The 16,234-nt window shown below is 68.1% G+C and carries 15 protein-coding genes; 9 read left to right on the top strand and 6 right to left on the bottom strand.

Annotated features, from left to right (window positions below; all coding sequences use genetic code 11):
* The first annotated feature begins 97 nt into the window (after positions 1-97).
* Both ACQPYY_RS00735 and ACQPYY_RS00730 read left to right on the top strand, forming a co-directional pair.
* Entirely contained in the window at positions 98-1,069 is a 972-nt protein-coding gene (locus ACQPYY_RS00735) for a glycosyltransferase (protein WP_379103254.1), read from the top strand.
* Entirely contained in the window at positions 1,066-2,649 is a 1,584-nt protein-coding gene (locus tag ACQPYY_RS00730) for a DUF2142 domain-containing protein (RefSeq protein ID WP_433592420.1), read from the top strand. The genes ACQPYY_RS00735 and ACQPYY_RS00730 overlap by 4 nt, the downstream gene beginning before the upstream one ends.
* Before the next feature lie 81 nt (positions 2,650-2,730).
* Here ACQPYY_RS00730 and rfbB read toward each other — a convergent pair whose 3' ends face one another.
* Complete coding sequence (rfbB, locus tag ACQPYY_RS00725) at positions 2,731-3,735, bottom strand: dTDP-glucose 4,6-dehydratase (RefSeq protein ID WP_433592419.1); 1,005 nt, start codon at positions 3,733-3,735, stop codon at positions 2,731-2,733.
* A 435-nt stretch (positions 3,736-4,170) separates the two neighbouring features.
* Between rfbB and ACQPYY_RS00720 the strand changes: the two genes are divergently transcribed.
* Positions 4,171-4,887 (top strand): hypothetical protein, encoded by a 717-nt coding sequence (locus ACQPYY_RS00720; protein ID WP_357275200.1) that lies wholly within the window; start codon positions 4,171-4,173, stop codon positions 4,885-4,887.
* A 152-nt stretch (positions 4,888-5,039) separates the two neighbouring features.
* Here the strand turns inward: ACQPYY_RS00720 and ACQPYY_RS00715 are convergent, their stop codons facing one another.
* The gene (locus ACQPYY_RS00715; RefSeq protein WP_379103247.1) at positions 5,040-6,041 is read right to left on the bottom strand and encodes an alpha/beta hydrolase; all 1,002 of its coding nucleotides are present in this window, start codon (positions 6,039-6,041) and stop codon (positions 5,040-5,042) included.
* Between the two features lie 248 nt (positions 6,042-6,289).
* Here ACQPYY_RS00715 and rfbA point away from each other — a divergent pair, with 248 nt between their 5' ends.
* Positions 6,290-7,165, top strand: coding sequence for a glucose-1-phosphate thymidylyltransferase RfbA (rfbA, locus tag ACQPYY_RS00710; protein WP_357275195.1), 876 nt, complete (start codon positions 6,290-6,292; stop codon positions 7,163-7,165).
* Between the two features lie 2 nt (positions 7,166-7,167).
* Positions 7,168-7,752 (top strand): dTDP-4-dehydrorhamnose 3,5-epimerase family protein, encoded by a 585-nt coding sequence (locus ACQPYY_RS00705; RefSeq protein ID WP_379103245.1) that lies wholly within the window; start codon positions 7,168-7,170, stop codon positions 7,750-7,752.
* Positions 7,753-7,860: 108 nt separating this feature from the next.
* On the opposite strand, the gene ACQPYY_RS00700 is transcribed toward ACQPYY_RS00705, so the two are convergent.
* Complete coding sequence (locus ACQPYY_RS00700; protein WP_379103243.1) at positions 7,861-9,351, bottom strand: MFS transporter; 1,491 nt, start codon at positions 9,349-9,351, stop codon at positions 7,861-7,863.
* Positions 9,352-9,411: 60 nt separating this feature from the next.
* On the opposite strand from ACQPYY_RS00700, the gene ACQPYY_RS00695 reads away from it, so the two are divergent.
* A complete protein-coding gene (locus ACQPYY_RS00695; protein WP_357275189.1) occupies positions 9,412-9,825 on the top strand; it encodes a MarR family transcriptional regulator in 414 nt (137 codons plus the stop codon).
* 12 nt (positions 9,826-9,837) lie between these two features.
* Here ACQPYY_RS00695 and ACQPYY_RS00690 read toward each other — a convergent pair whose 3' ends face one another.
* Positions 9,838-10,710, bottom strand: coding sequence for a helix-turn-helix domain-containing protein (locus ACQPYY_RS00690; RefSeq protein WP_357275186.1), 873 nt, complete (start codon positions 10,708-10,710; stop codon positions 9,838-9,840).
* A 107-nt stretch (positions 10,711-10,817) separates the two neighbouring features.
* Positions 10,818-11,399, bottom strand: coding sequence for a DUF4282 domain-containing protein (locus ACQPYY_RS00685; RefSeq protein WP_379103240.1), 582 nt, complete (start codon positions 11,397-11,399; stop codon positions 10,818-10,820).
* 372 nt (positions 11,400-11,771) lie between these two features.
* On the opposite strand from ACQPYY_RS00685, the gene ACQPYY_RS00680 reads away from it, so the two are divergent.
* From ACQPYY_RS00680 to ACQPYY_RS00670, 3 genes are all read left to right on the top strand, one after another.
* On the top strand, positions 11,772-12,239 hold the full coding sequence (locus ACQPYY_RS00680; protein WP_379103238.1) for a hypothetical protein: 468 nt from the start codon (positions 11,772-11,774) through the stop codon (positions 12,237-12,239).
* Between the two features lie 191 nt (positions 12,240-12,430).
* On the top strand, positions 12,431-14,689 hold the full coding sequence (locus tag ACQPYY_RS00675) for a molybdopterin-dependent oxidoreductase (RefSeq protein ID WP_433592418.1): 2,259 nt from the start codon (positions 12,431-12,433) through the stop codon (positions 14,687-14,689).
* A gap of 412 nt (positions 14,690-15,101) precedes the next feature.
* On the top strand, positions 15,102-15,719 hold the full coding sequence (locus ACQPYY_RS00670) for a pyridoxamine 5'-phosphate oxidase family protein (protein WP_379103233.1): 618 nt from the start codon (positions 15,102-15,104) through the stop codon (positions 15,717-15,719).
* A gap of 7 nt (positions 15,720-15,726) precedes the next feature.
* Here ACQPYY_RS00670 and ACQPYY_RS00665 read toward each other — a convergent pair whose 3' ends face one another.
* Positions 15,727-16,209 carry a GtrA family protein gene (locus ACQPYY_RS00665; RefSeq protein ID WP_433592417.1) on the bottom strand — a complete coding sequence of 161 codons (483 nt, stop codon included), beginning with the start codon at positions 16,207-16,209 and terminating at the stop codon, positions 15,727-15,729.
* Positions 16,210-16,234 lie beyond the last annotated feature (25 nt).

The following is a 16,234-nucleotide window of genomic DNA, read 5'->3' as shown; positions in this document are numbered from 1 at the left end:
GGCCGACGGTACCCCAACCCCGCAGCACCCATATATCTGTGACGGTCGGGTACCCTCCCCGGTGTTCATATTCGCCTCCGATCAGAGGATTGACCGGGTGGACTCCACCGAGCTTCGTATAGCCGCCATCGTGCCGTGTCACAACGAAGAGGCCGCCGTCGCGAAGGTCGTCACCGACCTGCAGGCCGCCGTCCCGGGCATAGTCGTCTACGTCTACGACAACCTGAGCACCGACGCCACGGCCGATAAGGCGCGCGCGGCCGGGGCGATCGTGCGCACCGAGAACCGCAAGGGCAAGGGCAATGTGGTGCGCCGCGCTTTCGCCGATATCGAGGCCGATGTCTACCTGATGGTCGACGGCGACGACACCTACGACGCCGCCGCCGCGCCGGAGATGATCCGCACCCTGCTCGCGGGCCCCTACGACCACGTGCTGGGCGTACGCCGCGAGGTCGAGGCCGGGTCGGCGTACCGGGCCGGGCACGAGACCGGCAACAAGGTGCTCAACGGCGTGGTCGGCAAGGTGTTCGGCGAGAACGTCGAGGACATGCTCAGCGGCTACCGGGTCTTCTCCCGCCGCTTCGTGAAGTCGTTCCCCGCGGTGTCGCGCGAGTTCGAGATCGAGACCGAACTGACCGTGCACTCGCAGCACCTGGGCGTCCCGCAGACCGCCGTGCCGGTCGGCTTCCGGGACCGGCCCGCGGGCAGCGAATCCAAGCTGCGCACCTACAGCGACGGCTTCAAGATCCTGCGCCTGATCGTCGGCCTGGCCCGGCACGAGCGGCCGGTCGCCTTCTACGGCCTGTTCGGCACGCTGTCCTGGCTGGTCTCGCTGGTGCTCATCACGCCGATAGTGATCGAGTTCTACGAGACCCACCAGGTCCCGCGCTTCCCGACCCTGTTCCTCGGTTTCACCCTGCTGCTGCTCGGCAGCCTGGCCTGGACCGCCGGCCTGATCCTGGACGGCATCCGCCGCTCCCGGCACGAGGCGGCGCGCCTGATGTACCTGCGGTACGCCGCGGTCGGCGAGTCCGAACCCGGCGGCCACTCCGGCGGTTCGGTTCGATGACGGAGAGCACCACCATCGCGGCACCCGAGAAGATCCCGGCCGAACCCGAGGCCACGGCCGCGCGGCCCGAGTCGAAGACCGCCGGGCTGCGTCGCGCCGCGATCGGCGTCGAACGCCGATTCGGTTCGGCCGCCGTGGCTTTCGTGCTCATCGCGGGCGTCTTCGGCGCGGTGTGGTCGGTGCTCACGCCCCCGTTCTGGGGCCACGACGAGATCACCCAGTTCGGCCGCGCCTATCAGATCGCGCACGGCGGGCTCCTGCCGCAGAAGATCCACGACGACCGCGGCCCGGCCTGGGGCGGCGACGTGCCGGTCAGCATCGACGCGCTGATGAGCTACGCCTTCACCGACTACCAGGACAACCCGGACGAGCCGGACCCCATGGTCCTGGACCCGCACGTCTATGACCAGCTCGGCTCGGCCGCTGTCTCGGCCGACACCACCCCGGTGTGGTTCACCAATACCGCGGCCTACTCCCCGATCCCGTACCTGCCGCCCGCGGCCGGGATCCGGATCGCCGAGGCCCTCGACCTGAACGTCGGCGGCATGGTGCTGGCCACCCGCTGGGCCGGACTGCTCGCCTACCTGCTGATCGTGGGATTCGCGCTGCGGGTGCTGCGCGGGCACCGGGTGCAGTGGCTGGCCTTCACCGTCGCGGTGCTGCCCATCGCGCTGTTCCAGGCGGGGACCGTCACCGCGGACACCGTCACCAACGCGCTCGCCATGCTGGTGTCGGCGCTGGTGGTGAAGGCGCTGTTCCTCGGTGAGCGACTGAGCAAGCCGGAGACGGTGGCCGCGCTGGCCACCACCGTGCTGCTGCCGGTCTGCAAGCCGACCTACGTGCTGATCGCCATGCTCACCGTGCTGATCCCGGCCCGCCGCTTCGGTTTCGGCCGAGTTGTCCAGGACGGAGCGGATGAGCGGGTCGCGGTGTGGCAGCGGGTGCTGCCGTGGGCGGCCGCCGGGCTCGGCGCGGTGTCCTTCGCGGGCTGGATGAAGATCGCGGCCCCGACCGGTGACGGCATGAGCCTGATGCGGCCCGAGAAGCAGTGGGGCACGGTGCGCCCCGGCGATCAGCTGCACGGCATCCTCAGCGATCCGTTCCACTTCCTGCGGATCTTCGGCGACAGCATCGCCCGCCGCGACCAGCACTGGTTCACCCAGTTCTTCGGTGAGCTCGGCTTCTCCTACGTGGAGGTGCCCGCCCTCACCATCCTGGCGGCGCTGCTGGCCTTCGGTATGAGCCTCGGTGCGGCCGAGCGCTTCTCGCCGACCGGCGCGGACCGCAAGCGGACCTGGCTGGTGCTGCTGACCATCGCGGCCAGCGTGGCCATGATCTACGTGACGCTGTACATGTCCTTCACGCCGGTCGGCTACTTCATCATCGACGGCGTGCAGGGCCGCTACTTCGTGCCGCTCGCGGTGCTGGGCCTGGCGGTGCTGTTGCGCTGGGTGCCCTTGCGGCTCGCCGACGCGGCGGGCCGGGTGCCGGCGCGGGCGGCGGCGTTCACCGTGGTGACGGCGACGTCGGTGGCGCTGATCGCGGCCGTGGTGAAGTACTCCACTCTGGTCTGGGGCTGACCCGAAACATCCGTGACCTGCAACGATCAACGCCGGGGCGAATTGCCCCGGCGTTGCTGTTTCGGGTCGGTCAGGACCGGTCTAGATCACCTTTTCGCCCGCGTCGGCGTACGCGGATTCGGTCGCGGCCTTCTGTGGCCGCCACCAGGATTCGTTGTCCCGATACCAGTCGATGGTGGCTTCCAGGCCCTTGCGGAAGTCCCGGTACTCGGGTTCCCAGCCCAGCTCGGTGCGTAGCAGCGAGGCGTCGATGGCGTAGCGCAGGTCGTGGCCGGGGCGATCGGTGACGTGATCGAAATCGTCCGCGGCGCGGCCGAAGGCCTCCAGGATCAGCTCCACCACGGACTTGTTGTCGCGTTCGCCGTCGGCGCCGATCAAATAGGTCTGGCCGATTCGCCCGCGCTCCAGGATTTCCCAGACCGCGCTGTTGTGGTCGTCCACGTGGATCCAGTCCCGCACCTGATGTCCGGCGCCGTAGAGCCGGGGCCGGACGCCGTCGATCAGATTGGTGATCTGCCGCGGGATGAACTTCTCCACATGCTGGTAGGGACCATAGTTGTTGGAGCAGTTGGAGATTGTGGCCCGCACACCGAAGGAACGCGCCCAGGCGCGCACCAGCATGTCGCTGGAGGCCTTGGTGGCCGAATAGGGACTCGACGGGTTGTAGGGCGTGTTCTGATCGAATGCCGCCGGATCGTCGAGTTCCAGGTCGCCGTACACCTCGTCGGTCGAGATGTGGTGATAGCGCACCTGGTGACGGCGCACGGCCTGGAGCAGCGAATAGGTGCCGACGATATTGGTCTGGACAAAGGGCCACGGGTCGGCCAGCGAATTGTCGTTGTGTGATTCGGCGGCGAAATGCACCACCGCGTCCACACCCCCGACCAGGCGATCCACCAGCGCGGCATCGGCGATGTCGCCGTGCACGAACTCGATTCGGTCCGCGACCGGGTCGAGTGAGGCGCGGTTGCCCGCATAGGTGAGTTTGTCCAGCACGGTGACATGGACACCCGCGCGCCGCGTCACCGTCTGGTGAACGAAGTTCGCGCCGATGAAGCCGGCCCCGCCGGTTACGAGCAATCGCACACCGAAACACTACGACGGCCGCGGCGCACCTCGGCGGTGGGTCCGGGAAGTTGCCATCCCTTACACCCGGGGGGCGACCCGCGTGCGCGGAATCGGTCATCCCGTTGAAACAAATGCACTTAATTGAAAGAGGGCCGCTCGGTCTACATTTCGCAATTCGGTGCTCCGACCGTGACATTCGGGTTCGTAAGGTCACGACTTCACCAAAGACGCGTGTGACCTTCGTCACAAGGACGTGCTGAGGGGGCGGTTGCGGCAATCGTATATCTGCGCGAAAACCTTTCCTACGCAGCACTTTTCCCCTACCTTACGAACCGCGCGATCGACTTGGTGAACAGAATTTGAACGAACGGTCACAACGGGTTCACCGCTCGTTAGCTGTCCTCCATTTCGATTCGTGTTGTCCCCCCGAGCTCTTCGATGAGGTTTCAACAAATGCTGATGAGGAAATTCGCCGCCACCGCGGCGCTGGTGTCCGCTGCCATGGCCGTCACCGCCGGCACCGTGAACGCCGCCCCCGCCGAGGAGGCCGGTGCGATCAACTACACCGCCACCACCTCCGAGACCAACACCATCATCCGTACCGACGCGGGCTCGATGGCTGTCGAGAACGGCAACTTCGTTATCAAGGCCGCCAACGGCAACATCGTCGCCGGCATGCCGCTGAAGCTGCAGGTGGACGACTTCACCTTCCCGATCGCGGCGGAGATCTCCGACCACACCGCGACCCTCACCCCGCAGTACGACATGGACCACGCGACCTACACGCCGCAGAACGTGAAGGACGTCGCCCTGCCGTACGAGGACCAGGCTCCCTGGAAGTCGGACTACGACCGTGAGCAGGCCGCCTGGAACCGCATGAAGGACACCATCGCGCTGGGCGCCACCGTGGCGACCCTGGTCGGTGGCCTGGGCGCCGCGGCCGTCGGCTGCGTCCTCGGCTTCGGTGTCGCCGGTCTGGCTTCCGCCCCGCTGGCCGCGCTGTTCGGCGCCGGCCCGGTCATCGGCTGCCTCGTCGGCGCCTCGACCATCGGCTTCCTGGGCACCATCGCCGGTCAGCTGCTGATCACCGCGCCGGTCGCCATCGCCGCCGCGATCCAGTACTTCACCACCATCAACGGCCCGCACATCTCCCCGGCTCCGGCCAAGTAATACGTCGGCTCCGGCCGAGTAGCTGCGCGCTGTACGTCGAAACCCCCGCCCGGATCATCCGGGCGGGGGTTTCGCGTTGTCCGGGGATGTGGGACCCGAGGCCCGCGGCCCCGAGCCCCACATCATCGAATCACGATGTGCGCATCACCGATTCACGCGGTGCGGGCGATGCTTCCGGATTCGACGCGTTCGCGGACGAACCGCGCGACGTGCGCCAGCGCGGCCCGGCTCTCGGGCATGTTGGGGAAGATGGCCGGGAACGCGTGCACCTGGCCGCGCCAGATCTCCAGCGTGGCGGGCACACCCGACTGGGCCATCCGCTGCGCCATCACCTCGCTGTCGCGGCGCAGCACCTCGTCCTCGGCGACGATGAGCAGGGCGGGCGGCAGGCCCGCGAGCACATTGTTGACCGGCGACATCCGGGGATCCAGGCGGCCGTCGACCTCCGCGCCGATCTTCACCACGGATTCCAAGGCGGACAAGGGAATCAGCGCGTCGCGGTGATAGTTGGGGTGGGCGCGCTTCTCGGTGCAGTCCAGGTCCAGGGCGGGGCTCAGCCCGACCAGGCCGGCGGGAACCGGGAGTCCGGTATCGCGGGCGCGCAGGGCGGTCGCGAAGGTCATGTAGCCGCCGGCGGAGTCGCCCGCGAACACCACCCGGCCGGCCGGAACCCCGTGTGCCAGCAGCCATGTGTAGGCGGTGAGGCAGTCGTCGACGGATCCGGAGATGTCGGTCTTGGGCAGCTGCCGGTATTCCACGCTGACCACCGGCAGTCCGGTGCGCCGGGCGAGGGACGCGACCACCGGGCGGTGGGTGTCGAGTCCGCACAGGAAGAAGCCGCCGCCGTGCATGTACAGCACCGCGCCGTCGCGCAGTGACTTGCTCGCCCCGGCGGGCCGCACGATCTCGATGCGGAAGCCCTTGAGCCGCACTTCCTCCCGTTCCACGCCGCGTGGGCTGGGGCGCAGTTTGGCGAGGCTGTTGATCACGGTGCTGACGACCGGCATCGAGCCCACGGTGACCGTCGCGCGGTCGCCGGCGGGCCGGATCACGGTACGGGAGAATGCGGTCAGGGTGCGCGCGGCGGCGCTGATACGGTCCGGGTTCTCGACTTCGTCGCGGGCCGCAGCGGTCCCGTCATGGGGCAATGCCATCGCGCACCTACCTCGTTGTTGGCGCGCCGAGCCGTTCGACCGGAAGGACCGATTGGCTGGCTCGGCACCCGGCGCGCGGAGAGTCGGCGCTGACATCTCACATAGCGTTGTTTCAGAACACCATGGGAACGTGACCTACGCAACATTTATCGCCGAATTCGTCCACCGGTAAACGGGCGTGATCGATCTGAGGTCCAGTCGGAACCTGACCGCCACGGTTCGCGGCAGAACTGGCAGACTGTCGTGACATGCGCGGAATCATCCTGGCCGGGGGCACCGGATCGCGGTTGCACCCGATCACGCGCGGGGTGAGCAAACAGCTGGTCCCGGTGTACGACAAACCGATGGTGTACTACCCCCTGTCCACCCTCATGCTGGCGGGGATCCGGGACATCCTGGTGATCACCACCCCCGAGGACGCGGACGCCTTCACCCGGCTGCTCGGCGACGGCAGCCGCTTCGGGGTGAACATCTCCTATGTGGTGCAGCCCGAGCCCGACGGCCTGGCCCGCGCCTTCGTCCTCGGCGCCGATCACATCGGCAACGACAGCGCGGCACTGGTGCTGGGCGACAACATCTTCCATGGACCCGGCCTGGGCACCCAGCTGCAGACCTTCCACAACCTCGACGGCGGCGCGGTCTTCGCCTACCGGGTCTCCGACCCCACCGCATACGGCGTGGTCGAATTCGCCGACGGCCGGGCCATTTCCATCGAGGAGAAGCCGGCCCGCCCGCGCTCCAACTACGCCATCCCGGGGCTGTACTTCTACGACAACGACGTGCTCGCCATCGCCCGCGACCTGAAGCCCTCCGACCGCGGCGAATACGAGATCACCGACGTCAACCGCGCCTACCTGGAGCAGGGCCGCCTGCACGTGCAGGTGCTGGCCCGCGGCACCGCCTGGCTCGACACCGGCACCTTCGACTCCCTGCTGGACGCGGCCAACTACGTGCGCACCATCGAGGAACGCCAGGGTCTGAAGATCGGCGTGCCGGAAGAAGTGGCCTGGCGGCTCGGCTTCATCGACGACGATCAACTCGCCCGGCTGGCCGAACCCCTGGTGCGCTCGGGCTATGGAAAGTACCTGATGGACCTGCTGGGCCACGGGCGAACCTGGGAGTAGGCATGCGGATTCGGGAACTGTCGGTGCCGGGTGCGTGGGAGTTCACCCCCCGGCTGCACGGAGACGACCGCGGCGTCTTCTACGAGTCGTTCAAGGCCTCGGAGTTCGAGAAGGCGACGGGCCGGCCCTTCGATCTGCTGCAGGTCAACATCTCCACGTCGGCGGCGGGCGTGCTGCGCGGCATCCACTACACCGAGACCCCGCCCGGCCAGGCCAAATACGTGACCTGCGTGCGCGGCGCGTTCCTGGACGTGGTGGTCGACCTGCGCCGCGACTCCCCGACCTTCGGGACCTGGGACGCGGTGGTGATCGACGATGTGGAGCGCAAGTCGGTGTTCCTGGCCGAGGGCCTGGGGCACGCGCTGCTGTCGTTGGAGGACGGCTCCACGGTGAACTACCTGTGCTCGCTCGAGTACTCCCCCGAATTCGACCGGGACCTGGACGCTTTCGACCCGGACCTGGCCATCGCCTGGCCGGCCGTGGGCCGCAACGGCGAACCGCTCACCTTCGTCCGCTCCGACAAGGACGCCGCGGCTCCGCGCCTGGCGGAGCTCTCCCGCCTCCCCGGAACTTCAGCGCACGGCTGAGAGCCGTCGCCGGTCAATACGTCATCGGGGCGCATCGCGTCATGCGATGCGCCCCGATTTCTTTGACGACTCCGCCCGTGTGAGCTGCGGGCGGAGTCACCACGAGCGTCAGCCGACCAGTTCGACCTCCGCGTCGCGGTCCGCCCGGCGAGCCCGGACCTTCGGCAGGAAGGCGGTGAGCGCGACCAGGGCGCCGACGATGGCGACGCCCGCGGCGAACTGCAGGCCCGGCCGGTAGGTGTCGAGCATGCTGGCCGGGGTCGGGTGGCTGGGCACCGACGAGGTGACGATGGCGGTGGTCACCGCGAGCACGATGGCCGCGCCGACCTGCATGGCGGTCTGCAGCACACCGGCCGCCAGGCCCTGTTCGTCGTCGTCGATACCGCTGGTGGCCTGAATGTTGATGGCCGGGAAGCCGACCCAGCCGATGCCGACCAGCAGCACCGCGGGCAGCAGCACCGTGAGGTAGTCCGGCGCGGTGTCGATGCGCAGGTACAGCAGGTAGCCGATGCCCATGATCACCATGGTGATCGCGATGATCGGGCCGGTGCCGAAGCGGTCGACCAGCTTGTCGGAGACGAAAGCCGAGGCGACCACCAGCAGACCGACCGGCAGCAGCGCGAGCGCCAGCTTCAGCGGCGACCAGCCGAGGGTGTCCTGCAGGTACAGGGTGGTGATGAACTGCCAGCTGAAGTACGAGCCGCCGACCGCGATGATGGCCAGGCTGGCCCGGACCAAGGTGCCCTTGCGCAGGATGCCCAGGCGCACGAGCGGGTAGCGCACCTTGTTCTCGACGTAGACGAAGGCGGCGGCGAGCACGGCGACCGCGACGAACGAGCCGATCGTGCGGACCGAGGCCCAGCCCGCGGCGGGCGCGGAGACGACGGTGTAGACCAGCAGCAGCATGGTGGCGGTGGACAGCAGCGCGCCGAGCAGGTCGTGGCCGCCCTCTTCGGCGGGCTTGTCCTTGGGGACCAGGACGTAGGCGGCGGCCAGGGCGGCGAGCGCGATCGGGACGGGCAGCAGGAAGGTCCAGCGCCAGCCGAGCCCGGTCATCAGGCCGCCGAACAGCAGGCCCATGGAGTAACCGCCCGCGCCGAAGACGGTGTAGATGGACAGCGCCTTGTTGCGGGCCGGTCCCTCCGGGAAGTTCGTGGTGATGATGGACAGGCCGGTGGGCGCGGTGAACGCGGCGGCCAGGCCCTTCACGAAGCGGGTCAGGATGAGCAGCGCCGGCGAGCTCACCAGCGCGCCGGCCAGCGAGGCCAGGGCGAAGACGGCGAGGGCGATCAGGAAGACCTTGCGACGGCCCAGCAGGTCGGCGGTGCGGCCGCCGAGCAGCAGCAGGCCGCCGTAGCCGAGCACATAACCGCTGACCAGCCACTGCAGGGTGGAGGTTTGGATGTCGAGTTCGGTGCCGATCGAGGGCAACGCGACGCCGATCATCGAGACGTCGAGGCCGTCGAGGAACAGCACGATGCACAGGGTGATGAGCATGCCCCAGAGCCGGGCGGTCCACTGCGTGGTGTCGGCCGCGGCGCTCACTGCGGGGCGGATCTCGGTGGAAGTCACGAGAGAGGACGGTACATGCACACGCATCAAATGCACAAGCATTTAATGCGGTGGCATGATTTTGCCGAAGCGACTAGGATGACCCCCATGCCGAAGCCGACAGTGCCCGTCGACCGGCCTGTGACAACGTCTTTCGAGACGTCGGGGCTGGTGGGTGAGTGGCGCGAGCTGCTGGCCCGGCACGCGTCCACCTCGTGCGCCCTGGAGAAGGAACTGCAGGGCCGCCACCACATCGGGCTCAGCGAATTCGAGACCCTGGACCGCCTCATCGAAACCGGCAGCGACAGCTACAAGATGAGCGATCTGGCCAATGACATCTACCTCAGCCAGAGCGCGCTCTCGCGCACCGTGGCGCGACTGGAACGCGACGGCCTGGTGGATCGCACGCTGTGCACGAACGATCGCCGCGCGATCTTCGTCTGCGTGACGGAAAAAGGGCGCGAACTGCACAAGCAGGCCGCGCCCACGCACCGTGCGGTGCTGGCCCAGACTCTGGGCTAGAGACCCCGCGCCCTAGAGCGCCGCGCGCACCGACTCGATGATCGGAAGCGCGTCCACCGCAATGGAACTCACCGAGGCGAAGGCTTCGCGGTAGCGGGCCACCTCGGGCTCCTTGTCGAGATACGAGGACCCGGTCAGCGATTCCACGTACACCACCGGCGGTTCGGTGGGTTCGCCTGCGGCGGTGGGGAATTCGAGCAGCACGAAGCGGCCCGCGTCCATGCCGTTGTGGTAGCCGCACTCGGCGCGCAACAGGCGCAGCCGGACATTGGGCAGCTCACCGAGCTTGTGCAGCCGGTCGAGCTGGCCGCGGGTCACCTCGTCACCGCCGACGCGGTGCCACAGCACGGCCTCGGAGATCACCACGTCCAGCTGCAGCGGCGAATCGGCACGGGTGAGCAGGGATTGGCGCGCGGTCCGCACCCGGACGCGGCGGTCCAGCTGCTCGGGCGAGATGCCGGGGTAGGCCCCCGCCAGCACCGCGCGGTAGTACTGCTCGGTCTGCAGCAGCCCGGGAACCAGCTCGTTCTCGTAGCTGATCAGCTTTCCGGCGGCTTCCTCGAGCCCGATGTAGACCTCGTAGCCCTCGTCGATCACATCGCTGAACTCGGTCCACCAGCCGCGGGCCTTGGTCTCGCGGGCCAGCGCGGTGAGCGGTTCGATGGCGTCCTCCGGCGCGCCGTAGATCCGGCACATGGCCTCGACATCCAGGCTGCGCAGCGACGTCTGACCGGTTTCGATGCGCCAGATCTTGGCCTCGGACCATTCCAGTCGCTGCGCCGCCACCCGGGTCGTCATGCGCGCGCGATTTCGCAGGTCGCGCAGGTGTCGGCCGAGCTGGCGGCGCGGCACGGTCGATCCGGTAATCCCCTGCGGTAGAGCCATTAGTCCCCCTATACCAGTGTTGCGATCGCATTGTTGCACAGGAAAACTCAGCGATCCATGGACGCGTGACGCGCTCTGGGCGGAGACATAACGGGCCGCTACTCAGGCTACTTCCGGGAAGACCGCCGACGGAAGCGCCAGAATTGCACTGCCTGAACATCTTTGGACAGCTGATTGACAGGTTCCGCCACATCCGACAACGCCTGGAACAGATCGTCGGCCATATCGGAAATATGCTCGACCCGCGCCGCCAGCCGGGACGCGTTGAGCACGAACTCCAGTAGCAGGCGCACCACCGCGGCGATCACCAGGCCCAACGGCACCGCGAACACCACCGCGAACACGATTCCCAGCCACGCCGAGATTCGCCAGAGCCCTACGGTTCCCACGATCGGGATCGCGAAAGCGCCCGCCAAGCCCAGCAGGTACGCCAGCGGCAGCAGAGTGCGGGTGGCGGCGCGGTGAAACTGCAGGTCCAGCAGGGCGCGGGCGGCATCCACGCACCACGCGCCGAAAGCTCCTGGGCTGGCGAAGGGTTCGACCGGCTCCTCGGCGTCCTCACCCTCGGCGAGCCGCCGGGACATGCGACGGGTGGCGGCCTCCTTGAAGGCGGCCCAGCGGCCTTCCTCGATGAGCTCCTCGAGCTTCTCGAGCTCCTCGAGTTCCGACTCCCCCGGCTGTTCGGCCATGCCGACGATCTCCTCTCCCGCAGACCCGTTCGGCCGATTCAGTGTGTCCGGTTTCGGCCGATTCAGTGTCTCCGGTAACGCCGGAGGCCCGCGCGACGAGAGAGTGTGTTGTAGAACACGTCACGCCGGCGGCTGATGACGGGCTCCGAACCGAGCGATAGCGCCCTTGACGCGTCGTCGCAGGCGAGAGCCGGTCCGGCAACCGGGTGTCTCAGATGAGCCACGGCCACGTTCCGGCCGAAGCGGACTGGACAAACGACGTTCTGCAACAGAACCGGACTCGAGGTGAAAAAGGGTGTGTAACGCCCCGAACCCCCCGCTCCGATACGCCACCAGAGCAGGAACTAGATCTACCGGGGAATGGAGAAACCAGTGCGTACGACGTTTTCGTCAGCCGTTGCGGAATCTGCGCAGGACTACATCCAGCGCGGCTGGACGGTCGCCGAAACCGCCAATGGCGTCTGCCTGGTCACCGACGAGAACATCGCGGGCATCGAGGTCACCGGCGACACCGCCGCGTTCGTGCGCCGCTACCTGCGGGCCAACGACCTGACCGGCCCGGTCATCGAGATCCCGGGCGCCGAGCGCCGCGAGATCCACCTCGTCACCGGCCTGGCCAAGGCCGCACGTGCCATCGAGGCGCTGCGCGAGGCCGGCGTGGTCGTCTACTCCGACGGCGCGGGCATCCCGCTGCCGCCGAGCAAGCTGTCCGCCGGTGCGGCCTGCTGGGGCGTCGCCCCGCACGAGGCCCGCTGGATCCCGCCGGTGGTCGCCATCGCCGCGGGCGTCCGCGCCGCCGCCAAAGGAGCCCGGCCGCAGGCGACTCGTATCGCCTCCTGACACCGGCTCCACGAACGACTCGAAACCCGCGAGTGCTCCCCGGCGCTCGCGGGTTTCGCCGTATCCGGGTCCGAACGTTGCGAATTGAGAGTTAACGGGCATCAGCCCAGGTCTCGCGATTGCCTGCTCCCCCATCGCGATTCGTCCGCCGCAGGTGTTTCGCCCGATCCGCCGCCGGGCGATCATTGGGTATGACCCACGTCACGGACAGCCCCCGGACCGCGCTGCGCACCTGCCCGCTCTGCGAAGCGGTGTGCGGACTCGAACTCACCCTCGACGGCAGCGACCGCATCGTGTCGGTGCGCGGTGATCACGCCGACCCCTTCAGCAAAGGCTTCGTCTGCCCCAAGGGCGCGACGCTCGGCCACCTGGACGGCGACCCGGACCGGCTCACCCGGCCCATGATTCGCGATCGCGCCACCGATACCTGGCGGGCCACCAGCTGGGACGAGGCCTTCGGGGTGATCCGGGAACGGCTGCCGCAGGTGTCGGCCGCGTACGGCAATCAGGCGGTGGGCCTGTACCTCGGCAACCCCAACGCACACACCGTGGCCGGTGCGCTGTACGTGCCGCTGCTGATCCGGGCCCTGGCCACCCGCAGCCTGTTCTCCGCCAGCACCGCCGACCAGATGCCCAAGCAGGTGTCGAGCGGGCTCATGTTCGGCGACCCGCTCACCGTGGCGGTGCCCGACCTGGACCGGACCGACTATCTGCTGATGCTGGGCGCGAATCCGCTGGAGTCCAACGGATCCCTGTGCACCGCACCGGATTTCCCGGGTCGATTGAAGGCGCTGCGGCAGCGCGGCGGCCGGTTCGTGGTGGTGGATCCGCGCCGTACCCGCACGGCCAAGCTGGCCGACGAGCATCTGTTCGTGCGACCGGGCAGCGACGCCTACCTGCTGTTCGGGATCGTGCACACGCTGTTCGCGGAGGACCTGACCGACGTCCGGGTCGAGGTGAACGGGCTCGACGAGATCCGCGCCGCCGCGGCGGGTTTCCCGCCGGAGCTGGTCGCCGCGCGCACCGGGGTGCCCGCCGAGACCATCGTGCGGCTGGCCCGGGAACTGGCCGCCGCGCCCACCGCCGCCGTCTACGCCCGGATCGGGACTTGCACCGCCGAGTTCGGGACGGTCACGCAGTGGCTGGTGGACGTGGTCAATGTGCTGACCGGCAATCTGGATTCGCCCGGCGGAGCCATGTTCGCGACCGGCGCCGCGCTGGGCATCGTGCGGTCGCGGCCGTTCCGGACCGGGCGCTGGGGCAGCCGGGTGCGCGGGCTGCCCGAGGCCATGGGCGAACTGCCGGTGGCGACGCTGGCCGACGAGATCCTGACGCCCGGGGAGGGGCAGATCCGGGCCATGGTGACGGTGGCCGGCAATCCGGTGCTGTCCGCACCCAGTGGCGCGCGCCTGGATGCCGCTTTCGAGGGCCTGGAATTCATGGTGAGCGTCGATCGGTACCTCAACGAGACCACCCGGCACGCGGACGTGATCCTGCCGCCTCCGCGCGTCACACAGTCCCCGCACTACGACTTCGCGCTGCTCAATTTCGCGGTGCGGAACTACGCCCGCTACTCGCCGCCGGTGGCGCCGCTCGGCGAGGACGAGCTGTCCGAGGCCGAGGTGATGGCCCGGCTGGCGCTCGCGGTGTCCGGGCAGGAGCCCCAACCGGGGCTGGATCCGCTCACCGTGGTCGACGAGATCGTGATCGCCGGGACCCTGCACAAGGCCGGGATGGCGGATCGGCGCGGGGAACTGCTCGGGTCGAACACCACCGAGCAGCGGCTGGACCTGATGCTGCGGCTGGGCCCGTTCGGCGAGTGGGCGGCCGCGGCGAACGCGCCCACGGCGCCGCCCGCTTCGGGCGATCCCGATTCCGGGGACTCGACCGAGAACTGGGCGGGTCGGATGAATCTGCAAGTACTGCTGGACAATCCGCACGGCATCGACCTCGGCCCGCTGCGCCCGCGGCTGCCCGGCGCGCTGCGGACGGCCTCCCGGAAGGTGGAGCTCGCGCCCGCGCAACTGCTGGCCGACGTGGCCCGGCTGCGGGCGCGCGCGGAGGACCGGCGGCCGGAGATGGTGCTGGTGGGGCGGCGACAGCTGCGCTCCAACAACAGCTGGCTGCACAATGTTCCGCCGTTGGTGGGCGGGTCGAACCGGTGCACGCTGCACATCCATCCCGAGGACGCGACGCGGCTGGGGCTGGACGGGCGGGCCGTGGTGAAGTCGGCGGCGGGCACGGTGACCGTGGAGCTGGAGCCGACCGAGGACATCATGCCGGGGGTGGTGAGCCTGCCGCACGGCTGGGGACACGAGGACAGCGCGCAGGCGGTCGCCCGGACCCATGCCGGGGTGAACGCCAATGTGCTGACCGATGATTCGCTGGTGGATGTCCCGTCGGGGAACGCGGTGTTCAACGGGGTGCCGGTGACGCTCACGCGGGCCTGATTCCGGAGCCGTTTCGAAAAGACCTTTCGGTATTTATGTTTCGAGGACCGAAGATCAGCGCCAGCTAGGGGGATGAAAACGATCGAACCCGGCGCGAAGGTCTGCAAAATGGACAAAACAGGAATGCGAAATCCCCGCGCCCCCTGGGGATCTCGCATACCCACACCCCGGAAATGACCGGCAGCATCCCCACAGCTAAGGGACGAAGGTCCCTTGTGAGCAGTTTCATCCGGGAGGATCCTCGCATCGGGAAGGTTTGTCCGGCATCAGTCGAAGCACCCCTACCAGGTCAGATATGCCGGTTCACGCATTCGCCACACGAAAATAGTTAAACCGTATAGGATTTCGGGTGGCCGTAGTTCGTGGCCGAGCCTCTTCCATCCGGTATTTCAGCTACCAAAGGGGGCGCACGATGCCCGGGGTCAGAAACGGCAGCGACGGCGAGCGGGAACTGCAGGATCGGTACGGCACCGAGGACCGAGCAGAGCGCTTTTACTCCGATCAGGTACGGGATCGGCTCAATACCCAGATGATCGATTTCATCCGCCGGATGGATATGGCCTTCATCGCCACCGCCGACAAGCACGGCGAATGCGATGCCAGTTTCCGCGCCGGCAATCCCGGGTTCCTGCACGTGATCGACGAACGCACCGTCGCCTATCCCGAATACCGCGGTAACGGCGTGATGGCCAGCCTCGGCAATGTGCTCGAGAACCCGCACGTCGGCATTCTGATGATCGACTTCGTGCAGGACCTGATCGGCCTGCACGTCAACGGCACCGCCCGCATCGTGGACGACGCGCTCATGCGCCGCTGCGTCCCGGATCTGCCCGCCGAGTCCCGCGGCCGCATGCCCGAGCGCTGGGTGGTGGTGGATGTGGAGGAGGCCTACATCCACTGCCGCAAGCACATCCCGCACCTGGTGCCCGCGCGGCGGGAGGCCCGGCAGTGGGGCACCGACAATGTGCGCGCCAAGGGCGGCGACTACTTCCGCGCCAAGGAAGAGACCAGCGCCCTCGTCGAATCCTGAACCGCGCCTATTTGATCTTGAAGATCACCGCGCGCTGGACGATGAAGTTGATCACGGTGGCGGTGCCCTGCGCCACACAGAACGCCAGGGCGATCCGCCACCAGGCGTCCGGCAGCGCGTAATAGCAGAGCTGGTTGATCCCCACCTGCAAGGCGAAGGTCAACGCGTACAGGGCGATCACCGCCAGGAACCGCTTGCGATTCGGCTCGGCCTGGAAGGTCCAGCGCCGGTTGATCAGGTACGCCGTCGTGGTCCCCGCGATGAAGCTGATCGACTTGGCCACCGGCAGGGGCAGGCCCACCACCGTGAAAAGCAGGGTGTACAGGCCGAAGTCCACCACCGCGGAAAAGATGCCCGTCGCCAGGAAGCGAATGATCTGCGTCTTGAGATCGACATCCGTGCCACCCGGTTCGTCGACGAGGGGCAGCTCGGGCGGGAGGGGCAGATGGGGTTCCGCGGTCACAACGCAGAAGACTAATGCCCGCGACATCGGACACAAGCCTCGGAACGGTTAT

Source organism: Nocardia sp. CA-145437 (genome assembly GCF_050956485.1).
Taxonomy (GTDB): Bacteria; Actinomycetota; Actinomycetes; order Mycobacteriales; family Mycobacteriaceae; genus Nocardia.
Note: the sequence above shows the minus strand (reverse complement) of the source record. Positions and strands in the feature narration are given on the sequence as shown.